Origin of the sequence: Streptomyces spinoverrucosus (genome assembly GCF_006539505.1) — a bacterium.
Taxonomy (GTDB): Bacteria; Actinomycetota; Actinomycetes; order Streptomycetales; family Streptomycetaceae; genus Streptomyces; species Streptomyces spinoverrucosus.
In genome coordinates, this window is the sequence record NZ_BJND01000114.1 from 1 (window position 1) to 14,028 (window position 14,028).

10 protein-coding genes are annotated in these 14,028 nt (G+C 72.1%); 9 read left to right on the top strand and 1 reads right to left on the bottom strand.

Annotation, left to right across the window (positions count from 1 at the left end):
• From SSP24_RS40755 to SSP24_RS40775, 5 genes are all read left to right on the top strand, one after another.
• On the top strand, positions 1-2,818 hold a 2,818-nt coding region (locus SSP24_RS40755), incomplete at its 5' end, for an ATP-dependent helicase (RefSeq protein ID WP_141316059.1).
• A 91-nt stretch (positions 2,819-2,909) separates the two neighbouring features.
• Positions 2,910-6,425: an ATP-dependent helicase gene (locus tag SSP24_RS40760; protein WP_141316061.1), complete on the top strand. Its 3,516-nt coding sequence runs from the start codon at positions 2,910-2,912 to the stop codon at positions 6,423-6,425.
• 10 nt (positions 6,426-6,435) lie between these two features.
• Positions 6,436-7,839, top strand: coding sequence for a dipeptidase (locus SSP24_RS40765; protein WP_141316063.1), 1,404 nt, complete (start codon positions 6,436-6,438; stop codon positions 7,837-7,839).
• Positions 7,840-7,987: 148 nt separating this feature from the next.
• The gene (nudC, locus tag SSP24_RS40770; protein WP_167529857.1) at positions 7,988-8,932 is read left to right on the top strand and encodes an NAD(+) diphosphatase; all 945 of its coding nucleotides are present in this window, start codon (positions 7,988-7,990) and stop codon (positions 8,930-8,932) included.
• A 78-nt stretch (positions 8,933-9,010) separates the two neighbouring features.
• A complete protein-coding gene (locus SSP24_RS40775) occupies positions 9,011-9,847 on the top strand; it encodes a M55 family metallopeptidase (RefSeq protein ID WP_141316065.1) in 837 nt (278 codons plus the stop codon).
• Between the two features lie 59 nt (positions 9,848-9,906).
• Here SSP24_RS40775 and SSP24_RS40780 read toward each other — a convergent pair whose 3' ends face one another.
• A complete protein-coding gene (locus SSP24_RS40780) occupies positions 9,907-10,164 on the bottom strand; it encodes a mycoredoxin (protein ID WP_141316067.1) in 258 nt (85 codons plus the stop codon).
• A gap of 204 nt (positions 10,165-10,368) precedes the next feature.
• Here SSP24_RS40780 and SSP24_RS40785 point away from each other — a divergent pair, with 204 nt between their 5' ends.
• From SSP24_RS40785 to SSP24_RS40800, 4 genes are all read left to right on the top strand, one after another.
• A complete protein-coding gene (locus tag SSP24_RS40785) occupies positions 10,369-12,579 on the top strand; it encodes an ATP-dependent DNA helicase UvrD2 (RefSeq protein WP_141316070.1) in 2,211 nt (736 codons plus the stop codon).
• A gap of 163 nt (positions 12,580-12,742) precedes the next feature.
• Positions 12,743-13,066 carry a hypothetical protein gene (locus SSP24_RS40790; protein WP_167529858.1) on the top strand — a complete coding sequence of 108 codons (324 nt, stop codon included), beginning with the start codon at positions 12,743-12,745 and terminating at the stop codon, positions 13,064-13,066.
• A gap of 175 nt (positions 13,067-13,241) precedes the next feature.
• Positions 13,242-13,619 carry a WhiB family transcriptional regulator gene (locus SSP24_RS40795; RefSeq protein ID WP_141316074.1) on the top strand — a complete coding sequence of 126 codons (378 nt, stop codon included), beginning with the start codon at positions 13,242-13,244 and terminating at the stop codon, positions 13,617-13,619.
• Positions 13,616-13,939: a putative WhiB-interacting protein gene (locus tag SSP24_RS40800; protein WP_141316076.1), complete on the top strand. Its 324-nt coding sequence runs from the start codon at positions 13,616-13,618 to the stop codon at positions 13,937-13,939. Before SSP24_RS40795 ends, SSP24_RS40800 begins: the two co-directional genes overlap by 4 nt.
• The last annotated feature ends 89 nt before the right edge of the window (positions 13,940-14,028 follow it).

The following is a 14,028-nucleotide window of genomic DNA, read 5'->3' on the forward strand; positions in this document are numbered from 1 at the left end:
CCGCCGTATCGGCCGCCCCGACTGGCGGGCCGCGGCCGCGTTCCTCGCCGAGTACCTCGACGTCCTCGACCTGCAGGGCGTGCTCGACTACGCCGAACTGGTCCACCGCGCGGTGCTCCTCGCCCGCCGCCCCGAGGTCGCGGCGCAGCTAGCCGCGCGGTACGACGCCGTGTTCGTGGACGAGTACCAGGACACCGACCCCGCCCAGGTGCGGCTGCTGCACGCCCTGGCCGGCGACGGCCGCACCCTCGTCGCCTTCGGCGACCCCGACCAGTCGATCTACGCCTTCCGCGGCGCGGACGTGAACGGCATCCTCGACTTCCCAGGCGCCTTCCCGCGCGCGGACGGCCGCCCGGCCCCCGTCGAGGTCCTGCGGACCTCCCGCCGCTCCTCCGCCGCCCTGCTGACCGCGACTCGGCTGCTGACCCAGCGCATGCCGCTCACCCGGCTCCCGGCCGACAAGGTCCGCGCCCATCGCAAGCTGGCTCCCATAAGGGACGGCGGCCGCGTCGAGGTCTACACGTACCCGACGCCCGGCACCGAGCTGGACAACATCGCCGACATCCTGCGCCGGGCCCATCTGGAGGACGGCGTCCCGTGGGGTGAGATGGCGGTCCTGGTACGCGCCGGATCCCGCACCATCCCCACCGTCCGCCGCGCCCTCACGGCCGCCGGCGTGCCCCTCGACATCGACGGCGACGATGTGCCGCTGCGCCATGAGGCGGCGGTGGCGCCGCTGCTCACGGCCCTGCGGGCGGTGGCGGAGGCGGAGGCGGAGGGACGCACCCAGGCCGAGGGTGGATCGACCTGGGGCGAGGCCGCAGACGTACCGATTGAGGCCGCCGATACCGACGTACCAGCCGCCGACACGGACGTACCAGCCTCCGATACGGACGTACCGGGAGAAAACGGAAACCTCTCCGGGGAGTCCGGGCAGAGCCCGTGCTGGCTCGACACCGAGACCGCCCTCACCCTCCTCGCCTCACCTCTCGCCGGCATGGACGCCGCCGACCTGCGCCGGCTTGGGCGGGCCCTGCGGGAGGAGGAGCGGGCGGGCGGCAACGCCGTGCCGCCGCCGTCGGACGAGCTGCTCGCGCGGGCGCTCGCCGAACCCGAGCGTCTGGTGGCGCACGACCCGGCCTACGCGCGCGGTGCCCAGCGCCTCGGCGCGTTGTTGCAGAAGGCGCGTGAGCGGCTCGCGGGCGGTGGTACGGCCGAGGAGGCGCTGTGGGACCTGTGGGAAGGCACGCCGTGGCCCGCGCGTCTGGAGCGGGCCGCCCGCCGAGGCGGCGCCGCCGGACGCAACGCGGACCGCGACCTGGACGCCGTCTGCGCGCTGTTCGCGACCGCGGCCCGCGCGGAGGAGCGCACCGGCGGACGCGGCGCACTGAACTTCCTTGAGGAGCTGCAGGCCGAGGACATCGCCGCCGACACCCTCTCGGGGCGTGCCGTACGGCCCGACGCCGTACGCCTGATGACCGCGCACCGCTCCAAGGGGCTCCAGTGGCGCCTGGTCGTCGTGGCGGGCGTCCAGGAGGGCCTCTGGCCGGACCTGCGCCGCCGCGGCTCCCTCCTGGAGGCCGACCGCATCGGCCGCGACGGGCTCGCCGAACCGCTCACCCCGGGAGCACTCCTCGCCGAGGAACGCCGCCTGTTCTACGTCGCCACCACCCGCGCGCGTGAACGCCTCGTCGTCACCGCGGTGAAGGCCCCCGCCGACGACGGCGACCAGCCCTCCCGCTTCCTGACCGAACTCGGCGTCGAACCCAGGGACGTCACCGGCCGGCCGCGCCGCCCGCTGTCCGTCGCCGCGCTCGTCGCCGAACTGCGCGCCACGACCGTCGACCCGCGCGCGTCGGACGCGCTCAGGGAGGCCGCCGCCCGCCGCCTGGCCCGGCTCGCCGCGCTCGCCGACGCGGACGGCCGCCCACTGGTCCCGTCCGCACATCCGTACCGCTGGTGGGGCATGTTCGAGCCGACCGAGTCCAAGGTGCCGCTGCGCAACCGCGACCAGCCCGTCGTACTGTCGGGCAGCGCCCTGGACCAGCTCGCCAACACCTGCGCCCTGCAGTGGTTCCTCGGCCGTGAGGTGAAGGCCGACGCGCCCGCCACCGCCGCCCAGGGCTTCGGCAACGTGGTGCACGTCCTCGCCGACGAGGTCGCCTCCGGCCGCAGCCCCGCCGACCTCGACGTCCTCATGGAGCGTCTCGACTCGGTGTGGAACGCGCTCGCCTTCGACGCCCCGTGGAAGTCGGCGCAGGAAAAGCAGCACGCGCGCGTGGCGCTCGAACGCTTCCTCAAGTGGCATGTGATGGACCGCACAGGGCGTGCGCCGGTGGTGAGCGAGCACGATTTCGACGTCACCCTCGAAGCGGGCGACTACGAGGTGCGCATCCGCGGCTCCATGGACCGCGTCGAGGCCGACGGCGAAGGACGCGCGTACGTCGTCGACTTCAAGACCGGCAAGCAGGCGCCCACCTCCAAGGAGGTGGCCCGCCATCCCCAGCTGGCCGTCTATCAGCTGGCCGTACGCGAGGGCGCGGTGGACGAGGCGTTCGACGGCGTGCGCCCCGAGCCGGGCGGCGCCGAACTGGTGCAGCTCCGCCAGGGCGCCGCCCAACGGGACGGCGGCGAGACCCTGCCCAAGGTGCAGGCCCAGGAACCCCTGAAGGGGGAGTGGGTCGGCGACCTGCTGGCCACGGCGGCGGGCAAGGTGCTCGACGAACGCTTCACGCCGACGACCGGCCAGCACTGCACACACTGCGCATTCCGGGCGTCGTGCAGCGCACGCCCCGAGGGACGCCACGTGGTCGAGTGACATACGGCACCACATGGGCTGACTTGCGCTTCTCCCGCCCCGGCGGCCGATCGGGCATCCGTTGTCAGTGCCCGCCGCTAGCCTCTGAAAGGTGTCCGCACGTATCACCGATCCCGAGCAGCTCAAGGAGCTCCTCGGGATTCCGTTCACCCCGGAGCAGACGGCCTGCATCACCGCGCCGCCCGCCCCGCAGGTGATCGTGGCCGGAGCCGGGTCCGGCAAGACGACGGTGATGGCGGCACGCGTGGTGTGGCTGGTCGGCACCGGCCAGGTCGCACCCGAACAGGTGCTCGGCCTCACCTTCACCAACAAGGCCGCCGGAGAACTCGCCGAGCGGGTCCGCAAGGCGCTCGTCAAGGCGGGCGTCACCGACCCGGACGTCATCGACCCGGACAATCCGCCCGGCGAGCCGGTGATCTCCACGTACCACGCCTTCGCGGGCCGCCTGCTGACCGACCACGGCCTGCGCATCGGCCTCGAACCGACCTCCCGCCTGCTCGCCGACGCCACCCGCTACCAGCTCGCCGCGCGCGTCCTGCGCGAAGCCCCGGGACCCTACCCCGCGTTGACCCGCTCCTTCCCGGACCTGGTCAGCGACCTCCTCGCCCTCGACGCCGAGCTCGCCGAACACCTCGTACGCCCCGAAAACCTGCGCGTGTGGGACGCCGAGCTGCTGCGCACGCTGGAGGGCGCCAAACTCACCAACGCCGACCTGCGCAAGGTCCCCGACACCGCCGCCGCGCGCCGGGAACTCGCCGAACTGGTCCTGCGTTACCGGACCGCCAAGCGCGAGCGGGACCTGCTCGACTTCGGCGACCAGATCGCCCTCGCCGCACAGCTGGCCCAACTCCCCGACGTCGGCCACATCCTGCGCGACGAGTTCCGGGTAGTCCTCCTCGACGAGTACCAGGACACGTCCGTCGCCCAACGCGTCCTCCTGGCAGGCCTATTCGGAGGCGGCACCGGCCACCCGGTGACCGCCGTCGGCGACCCCTGCCAGGCCATCTACGGCTGGCGCGGCGCCTCCGTCGCCAACCTCGACGACTTCCCCGAGCACTTCGCCCACCCCGACGGCACCAAGGCCGAGCGACAGGCGCTGAGCCAGAACCGCCGCAGCGGCGGCCGCCTCCTCGACCTCGCCAACGGCCTCGCCGAGCCGCTGCGCGCCCTGCACGCGGGCGTGGAGGCCCTCCGCCCGGCCCCCGGCGCCGAACGCGACGGCATCGTCCGCTGCGCCCTGCTGCGCACCCACGCCGAGGAGATCGACTGGATCGCCGACTCCATCGCCCACCTCGTCCGCACCGGCAAGGAGCCCGGCGAGATCGCCGTCCTGTGCCGTACGGCGACCGACTTCGCGGAGATCCAGGGCGCCCTCGTCGCCCGCGACATCCCCGTCGAGGTCGTCGGCCTCTCCGGGCTGCTGCACCTGCCCGAGGTGGCCGACCTGGTCGCCGTCTGCGAAGTGCTCCAAGACCCGGGCGCCAACGCCTCCCTGGTCCGCCTGCTGACCGGCCCCCGCTGGCGCATCGGCCCACGCGACCTCGCCCTGCTGGGCCGACGCGCCCGTCTGCTCGTGTCCCACGCGCGCGTGAAGGGGGACGACGACCCCGACCGCAGGCTCGCCGAGGCGGTCGAGGGCGTCGACCCGGCCGAGGTGATCTCGCTCGCCGACGCCCTGGACACGTTCCTGGAGACCCCGCTGGAGGGCGGCGGGGACGACGACGGGCTGCCGTTCTCGCCGGACGCGCGCGTGCGGTTCGCTCGCCTCGCCGCAGAACTCCGCGACCTGCGCCGCTCCCTGTCCGACCCGCTCATGGACGTCCTGCACCGCGTCCTCGCCGTCACCGGCCTGGAGGTCGAACTGTCGGCGTCCCCGCACGCCCTGGCCGCCCGCCGCCGCGAAACCCTGTCCAACTTCCTCGACATCGCCGCCTCCTTCGCCGCCAACGAGAGCGAGGCCGGCCTGCTCGCCTTCCTGGGCTTCCTGCGCACCGCCGCCCAGTACGAGAAGGGCCTCGACAACGCGCTGCCGGGCGGCGAGAACACCGTCAAGGTGCTCACCGGGCACAAGTCCAAGGGCCTGGAGTGGGACGTCGTCGCCGTGCCCGGGCTCGTCACCGGCACGTTCCCCAGCAGCCAGGGCCGCGAGAAGTGGACCGCCCAGGCCAAGGTGCTCCCGCACGAACTGCGCGGCGACGCCGACACACTGCCCGACATCCAGACGTGGGACGCGCGCGGGATGAAGGCCTTCCACGAGGCCATGAAGGACCATCAGCACACCGAGGAACTCCGCCTCGGCTACGTCACCTTCACCCGCCCTCGCTCCCTGCTCCTCGGCTCCGGCCATTGGTGGGGCCCCACCCAGAAGAAGCCCCGCGGCCCCTCCGACTTCCTCCTCGCCCTCTACGACCACTGCGCCGCCGGTCACGGCGAGATCGAGGCGTGGGCGGACGAACCCGCCGAGGACGAGGAGAACCCGGCCCTCCACAACGCGACCGCCGACCAGCTGTGGCCCCTGCCCCTGGACACCGACGCCCTGGCCCGGCGCCGGGCGGCGGCCGAGACGGTCCTGGCCCACCTCGACGCCCTCGCCACCCACGACACCGGCCACCCCGCCGCCGTACACGACCCCGACACATACGACGACCCGGACTGGCCCGCACCGCCGGACGACGAGATCCCCAACGAGGGGGACGCGTACGAGGAGGAGGACCCGGCCGACTGGGACTCCTGGGACACGCACCGGCCGACGGACACGGACCCTCACGGGTCCGCGGTTGCCCCGCGCCCGACCGTCCCGCACCAGGCGACGCCCCCGGACACCGACGCAACGCAGGGCACCCGCCCGCACCCCCCACTGCCCGAGTCGAGCCCGCTCACCCCCGAGGAGGCCCGCACCATCGCCTCCTGGGACCGCGACCTCGACGCGCTGACCGGCGAGCTGCTCCGCGCGCGGGAGGCCGTCACGGAGGTTGTGCTGCCTGCGTCGCTGACCGCGTCCCAACTGCTGCGCCTGGCCGCCGACCCCGACGGCTTCGCTCAGGAGCTGGCCCGCCCCATGCCGCGCCCGCCACAGCCCGCGGCCCGCCGCGGCACGCGCTTCCACGCCTGGATGGAGGCCCGTTTCGAGGAGCTGACGCTGCCCATGCTGGAGCCGGAGGAGCTGCCGGGTAGCGAGGCAGAGATCGCCGACGAACGTGATCTTCAGGCCCTGAAAGATGCGTTCGAACGAACCGAGTACGCCCACCGCACGCCCTACCGCGTCGAGGCGCCCTTCCAGCTGGCCATCGCGGGCCGCGTGATACGGGGCCGTATCGACGCCGTCTACCGCGACGGGGACGGCGAGGGAACGACGTACGAGATCGTCGACTGGAAGACCGGCCGCAGCCAAACCGCCGACGCCCTCCAGCTCGCCGTGTACCGGCTCGCCTGGGCCGAGCAGCAGGGCGTGCCCCTGGAGTCGGTCACGGCCGCGTTCGTGTACGTGCGGACCGGCGAGGTCGTACGGCCCGACGACCTCCCGGACCGGGCCGCGCTGGAACGGCTGCTGCTGGACGAGCCGTACGGTGACGAACCGCACGAACAGGGTGTCAGTGCGGGCCGATAGGCTCGTGAGCATGAGCCAGACCCCGGACAGCGCCGTCCGCACATACATCGACCAGCACCGCGCCGCCTTCCTCGACGACCTCGCCGAGTGGCTGCGCATCCCGTCGGTGTCCGCGCAGCCCCAGCACGCCCCGGACGTGCGGCGCAGCGCCGACTGGCTCGCGAGCAGGCTCAAGGAGACGGGTTTCCCGACCGCCGAGGTCTGGCAGACACCGGGCGCCCCCGCGGTCTACGCCGAGTGGCCCTCGGACGACCCGCAGGCGCCCACGGTCCTGGTCTACGGCCACCACGACGTGCAGCCCGCCGCACGCGAGGACGGCTGGGACAGCGACCCCTTCGACCCCGTCGTCCGGGGAAACCGCCTCTACGCGCGCGGGGCGGCCGACGACAAGGGCCAGGTGTTCTTCCACACCCTCGGCGTCCGCGCCCACCTCGCCGCCACCGGCCGTACCACCCCGGCCGTCACCCTGAAGCTGCTGATCGAGGGCGAGGAGGAGTCCGGGTCCCCGTACTTCCGGGCCCTCGTCGAGGAGCACGCCGGGCGACTCGCCGCCGACGCGGTGATCGTCTCCGACACCGGCATGTGGTCCGAGGACACCCCCACCGTGTGCACGGGCATGCGCGGCCTCGCCGAGTGCGAGATCCGGCTGTACGGCCCCGACCAGGACATTCACTCCGGTTCCTTCGGCGGCGCCGTACCCAACCCGGCCACGGCCGCCGCCCGCCTCGTCGCCGCCCTCCACGACGGGCACGCGCGCGTGGCGATCCCCGGCTTCTACGACGGTGTCGTCGACCTCACCGACCGCGAACGCGCGCTCTTCGCCGAGCTGCCCTTCGACGAACGGCAGTGGCTGCGCACCGCCAAGTCGTACGCCACCCAGGGCGAGGCCGGATACACCACCCTGGAACGCGTCTGGGCCCGCCCCACCGCCGAGGTCAACGGCATCGGCGGCGGCTACCAGGGCCCGGGCAGCAAGACGATCATCCCGTCCTCGGCCATGGTGAAGCTGTCCTTCCGCCTGGTCGCCGGCCAGGACCCCGATCACATCGAGCAGGTCGTCCGCGCCTGGGCCGCCGACCAGGTGCCCGAAGGGATCCGGCAGGAGATCGCCTTCTCGGCGGCCACCCGCCCGTGCCTGACGCCACTGGACCACCCCGCGCTGCAGTCCGTCGTACGCGCGATGAGCCGCGCCTTCGGCCAACCGGTCCGCTACACACGCGAGGGCGGCTCCGGACCGGCCGCCGACCTCCAGGAAGTCCTCGGCGCGCCCGTCCTCTTCCTGGGCATCTCCGTCCCCTCCGACGGCTGGCACGCCCCGAACGAGAAGGTCGAGCTCGATCTGCTCCTCAAGGGCGCCGAGACCACCGCGTACCTCTGGGGCGACCTCGCCGAGCACTGGCGCCATGCACCCTGACCGCCCTGGCCGAGGGAGTGCCCCGCGCCGGGCACACTGGAAGGACCGCCCGCACCACGGAGACCCGCCGGACCCGGTCGCCGCCTGCCGTACATCCCGCTGAACCGCCGCTGAATCAACCGTTCCACCGGGGGAGTTGGAAGCACCCGTGACCACCTGGACCGACCACACCGCCGACCGACCCATCTCGCTCACCGCCCCCAGCGGCATCGACCGTGCCGCGCACCACCGGCTCGACGAGGCCTGGCTCGCGGCGGCATGGAGCCACCCCTCGACCCGCTGCTTCGTGGTCTCCGGCGGCCAGGTCCTCATCGACGAGACGCCCGACGGACGTACCGAACTCGTCATGAGCCCGTCCTTCGAAGCCCCGCTCACCGAGGCGCACCGCTACTTCCTCGGCATCGACGACGACGGCGTCAGCTACTTCGCACTGCAGAAGGACGCGCTGCCCGGCCGCATGGACCAGTCCGCGCGCCCGGCGGGCCTGCGCGAGGCGGGCCTGCTGCTGTCGCCGCGCGACGCGGGCCTGATGGTGCACGCGGTCGGCCTGGAGAACTGGCAGCGCACCCACCGCTTCTGCTCCCGCTGCGGCGAACGCACGGTCATCGCGGCGGCCGGGCACATCCGCCGCTGCCCCGCCTGCGGCGCCGAGCACTACCCGCGCACCGACCCCGCCGTGATCATGGCCGTCACCGACGAGGACGACCGCATCCTGCTCGGCCGCCAGGTCCACTGGCCCGAGGGACGCTTCTCCACGCTGGCCGGCTTCGTGGAGCCCGGCGAGTCCATCGAGCAGTCGGTACGCCGCGAGGTCCGCGAGGAGGCCGGCATCACCGTCGGCGAGGTCGAGTACGTCGCCAGCCAGCCCTGGCCGTTCCCGTCCAGCCTCATGCTCGGCTTCATGGCCCGCGCCACCTCCACCAAGATCGACGTCGACGGCGACGAGATCCATGAGGCCCGCTGGTTCTCCCGCGACGAACTGCGCGCCGCCTTCGAGTGCGGCGAGGTGATGCCGCCGTACGGCATCTCCATCGCCGCACGGCTGATCGAGATGTGGTACGGCAAGCCGCTGCCGACGCGCAGCGCGATCTGACAGGGGCACGAGCGGCGCTGCCCGGGGGCATAGTGATCATTGGTTCTCGGTGTCGAGGGCCGGAAGGGGGACGCGGGCGTGCAGGTGTACATCAGCGCTGACATGGAGGGCGTCACCGGACTGGTGGCCGCCCAGGACGTACAGGCCGGTGGCCAGGACTATCAGCACGGCCGGGCCATGATGACCGAGGACGTGAACGCGGCCGTCCGCGGGGCGCTCGCGGCCGGCGCCACCAGGGTCCTGGTCAACGACGCACACAGCACGATGCGGAACCTGCTCGTGGACCAGCTGTATCCCGAAGCGGAACTGGTCAGGGGCAAACCCAAGCGCATGGGCATGCTCGAAGACCTGGACCCGGAATTCGACGCGGTGCTGTGCGTCGGCTACCACTCGCGCGCGGGCGCCCTCGGCGTCCTCAGCCACAGCTACATGGGCCACGAGATCGAGGACATGTGGCTGGACGACCGGCCCATGGGCGAGATCGGGTTCGCGCACGCCACCGCCACCGCGCTGGGCGTTCCGGTGGTGATGCTGTCCGGTGACGACGTGGCCTGCGCGGAGATGACGGCCTGGGACGCCGAAGTCGTGACGGTGCCCGTGAAGTACGCCCGAGACCGCTTCAGCGCCCGGCTGCGGCCCGCGGCCGAGGCCCGCAAAGCGATCGAGGAGGCTGCCGCCGAGGGCGTGCGCCGCGCTGCCTTCCAGCCCCGGCCGTCCCCCGACGAGTCCCCGGCGACGCTGGCGGTGCGCTGGCAGTCGGCCTCGGTCGCCGCCCAGCTGGAAGCGATCCCGGGAGTGACGCTGCGGGACTCGCGCACGGTCCAGGTGACCGGGCCCGTTCCTCAGCTCTTCCGGCTCTTCGGGATCTTCATGCGGGTGGCGTCCTCGGTGACCGATCAGCAGCCGTACTGCTGAAGGACGTGACGCAAAAAGAGGCCCTCGCCGGAAACCGTCCAGCGAGGGCCGTCGAGAGGTCAGACGCTGAGCGCCTGCTTCACCTGGGCCAGGCTCGGGTTGGTCATGACGACCTCCTCGCCACCCGCGACGGGCACGATCCGCACGGTCGGCACCGTCTGATTCCCGCCGTTCGCCTTCTCCACGAACGCGGCGGACTCCGGGTCCTGCTCGATGTTGATCTCGTTGTACGCGATGCCCTCGCGGTCGAGCTGGCTCTTCAGCCGACGGCAGTAGCCGCACCACGTGGTGCTGTACATCGTCACAGTGCCCGGCATGTCTCTCGCGCTCCTTAGCGGGTCGGGGAAGTGGTCGCAGTGAGGGAACGTACGCCATGTCGGCGCCATTCCCGAGGGGGGTATGCGGGTGCCGTGCTGCCTTACGGGGCTGAAGACGTGACACCTGTCGCATTAGTACGACTGCAGGGCCCCGCCTGTGGATAACCGGCTCACCCGTCTCCGGCGACCTGGCAGCATGGCCGTGTGACAGCAGCAACGCACTCCACCCTCTTCCCGCAGGTACCGGACTCGGCCGACGCGGTGCTCGAAGGGCTCGACCCCGAGCAGCGCGAGGTCGCCACCGCCCTGCACGGACCGGTGTGCGTGCTGGCAGGCGCAGGCACCGGAAAGACCCGCGCCATCACCCACCGGATCGCCTACGGGGTGCGTGCCGGGATCCTGCAACCCTCCAGCGTGCTCGCCGTCACCTTCACCAACCGAGCCGCCGGCGAGATGCGCGGACGCCTCCGCCAGCTCGGCGCCGCCGGCGTCCAGGCCCGCACGTTCCACTCGGCGGCCCTGCGCCAGCTCCAGTACTTCTGGCCGAAAGCCGTCGGTGGTTCCATGCCCCGGCTCGTCGACCGCAAGGTCCAACTCGTCGCCGACGCGGCCGCCGCATGCCGTATCCGCCTCGACAGGGGCGAGCTGCGGGACGTCACCGGCGAGATCGAATGGTCCAAGGTCACCCAGACCGTCCCGTCCGACTACACGCTCGCAGCCGCGAAGGCCGGCCGCGAGGCACCCCGCGACCCCGCCGAGATCGCCCAGGTGTACGCCGCCTACGAAGACCTCAAACGGGACCGCGCCGTCATCGACTTCGAGGACGTCCTGCTGCTGACCGTCGCCATCCTCCAGGACCGGCACGACATCGCCGACCAGGTACGTGCGCAGTACCAGCACTTCGTGGTCGACGAGTACCAGGACGTCAGCCCCCTCCAGCAGCGCATGCTCGAACTCTGGCTCGGCGACCGGGACAACCTGTGCGTGGTCGGCGACGCCAGCCAGACGATCTACTCGTTCACGGGAGCAACCCCCGACTACCTCCTCGATTTCCGCACCCGCCACCCCGGCGCCACCGTCGTCAAACTGGTCCGCGACTACCGCTCCACACCCCAGGTCGTCCACCTCGCCAACGGACTGCTCGCCCAGGCCCGCGGCCGCGCCGCCGACCATCGGCTGGAACTGGTCTCCCAACGCCCCGCAGGCCCCGAGCCCGTCTACACCGAATACACCGACGAGCCCGCCGAGGCCGAAGGCGCCGCCCACCGCATCCGAGAACTGCTCGACTCCGGCGTTCCCGCCAGCGAGATCGCCGTCCTGTTCCGCACGAACGCCCAGTCCGAGACCTACGAGCAGGCCCTCGCCGACGCCGGGATCCCCTACCAACTGCGCGGCGCCGAGCGGTTCTTCGACCGGCCCGAAGTGCGCAAGGCAGGCATCGCCCTGCGCGGCGCGGCCCGCTTCGGCGGCAACGACTCCCTCCTCGACGAGGCCGTCGACCTGCCCTCCCAGGTCCGGGCCGTGCTGTCCGGAGAGGGCTGGACGACCACGCCCCCGGCCGGCTCCGGTGCCGTCAGAGAGCGCTGGGAGTCCCTGGCCGCGCTCGTCAACCTCGCCCAGGACTTCGCCGCGGCCCAGCCCCGCGCCACCCTCGCCGACCTCGTCGCCGAACTCGACGAACGGGCGGGCGCCCAGCACGCCCCGACCGTGCAGGGCGTCACCCTCGCCTCCCTGCACTCGGCCAAGGGCCTGGAGTGGGACGTCGTCTTCCTGGTCGGCGTAGCCGAGGGCATGATGCCGATCACCTACGCGAAGACCGACGAACAGGTCGAGGAGGAACGCCGCCTCCTCTACGTCGGCGTCACCCGCGCCCGCTCGCACCTGCACGTCTCCTGGGCACTCGCCCGCTCACCCGGCGGCCGCCCGAACCGCCGCCCCAGCCGCTTCCTCGACGGACTGCGCCCCGGCTCCGCCGCAGCCGCGAGCCGCACCGGCGCCGGGGCCGCGGGCGGCATCGAGCGCGGCTACTCCAGAGGAGCGAACGGCACAAGTGTTCCCGTCGCGCCCAGACGAACCCAGCGCGCCCCCGCCCGCTGCCGCGTCTGCGGACGCACGCTCACCGACGCCGGCGAGATGAAGCTGATGCGCTGTGAGGACTGTCCCTCCGACATGGACGAGGCGCTTTACGAACGGTTGCGGGACTGGCGTGCGATCCAGGCCCGGCGCAGCGGTCAGCCCGCCTTCTGCGTCTTCACCGACAAGACCCTCATGGCGATCGCCGAGGCCACCCCGGACGACGAGAGCGAACTCGCCCGGATCCCAGGAGTCGGGATGCGCAAGCTCAACCGCTACGGAGCCGATGTTCTGGCCATCTGCGCAGGCCAAGAGGTCGCAGGAGAGGAAGACGGGGACTGATACCAACTCGTCGAAAAAATAGTTTGCGCATGCCCCAGCAATCCCCATAGGTTCTTACGCACGGGGACAGCGGCCTTCCTGAGGCCCTGATTCCGTGTTGTACTTGCATACCCGTAGGACTGGCTCACCCCAGTCCCCGAGACGCCGAGAGGAGGCGAGTCCAGTGATCAGCATCAAGAACAGCACCACCAGCATCGTCAAAATGACCGATCGCTCGGTCGCCTCCGTGTGCATGCTCGGCGCCTCCAACCCGGGCACCGGTCTGTCCGGCATTCCTGCCGTGCGTCCGGCGTCCGCCCCGTCCCTCGCGGGCCTTCCCGTCCGCGAGCGCGATGAGCGACCGACCAAGGCACTGGAAGCAGCAGTACTGGCACAGGCCCAGGCCTATGCCTTTACGGCGACCGGTGCCGGAAGCCGGAAGCAGACGACGCAGCACCACCTGATGTGGGCCTTCCGTGGGCCAGAACCCTGGAGTGATCCAGCCTGATCGGCAATCAGGCCGGCGCCTTCAGGGCCGCGGAACCCCATCCGGGATCCGCGGCCCTTCTGTTTGTCCCGAACGGGACGGCGGAGTGAAGGGGCCTCGGGACAAGAAAAGAACCCGGTACCAGCCGCCACCCGGTCCAACCCGACCGGAACGACCAGACGAGGAAGACAACACCGTGCAACTCGAAGCGCACGCCCCGTCCGTACCGCCTTCGGAAACGATCCCCCCGCCCGGCCTCACGGAGGACTCCACCTTGACCCCGCTCACCGCGCTCACCGCGCTCACCGCGCTCGACGACGCCATCGAGAACCTCGGCGTGCCCGTCCCCTGCCGTTCCTACGACCCGGAGGTCTTCTTCGCGGAGTCCCCGGCGGACGTCGAGTACGCCAAGTCCCTCTGCCGCACCTGCCCGCTGATCGAGGCCTGCCTCGCCGGCGCCAAGGAGCGACGTGAGCCCTGGGGCGTCTGGGGTGGCGAGCTGTTCGTCCAGGGTGTCGTCGTCGCCCGGAAGCGGCCGCGTGGCCGCCCGCGCAAGAACCCGGTCACGGCATGAACACCGCAGGAACGATCGACCGTCCCCTCACGCACGACCCCCAGAAGCAGGCCCCGATGAAGCCGTCCACCAACGAGCCCACCGGCTCCGCGACCCCAGAAGTCACCACCACCGGCGCGAACGACTCGCGTCAGAACAGGACCCGAGAGATGCAACTCATCCCAGAAGCCCTGGCTCGTGCGCATATGCACGACCGGCTGCATGATGCGCGGGAGCAGCGCCGGGCCATGAGCCTGGTGGCCGCCCGCCGGATGCAGCGCCGGGCCGAGCGCGCCTCGCGGCGCGCCCGGCGGGCGCTGGCCATGGCCGTCATGCAGTAACCGCCCCATCTGAAGCGGTGGCCTCCAGACCCGAGGAGGCAAGTGCTTACCCGCGGGGGCCGGTCCGACCGAACGGACCGGCCCCCGCC

Bases quoted from the DNA above. Each gene is read 5' to 3' on its own strand.
- SSP24_RS40800 (WP_141316076.1), top strand. From the start codon at position 13,616: ATGAACACCGCAGGAACGATCGACCGTCCCCTCACGCACGACCCCCAG.
- SSP24_RS40765 (WP_141316063.1), top strand. From the start codon at position 6,436: ATGAGCCAGACCCCGGACAGCGCCGTCCGCACATACATCGACCAGCAC.
- SSP24_RS40780 (WP_141316067.1), bottom strand. From the start codon at position 10,164: ATGCCGGGCACTGTGACGATGTACAGCACCACGTGGTGCGGCTACTGC.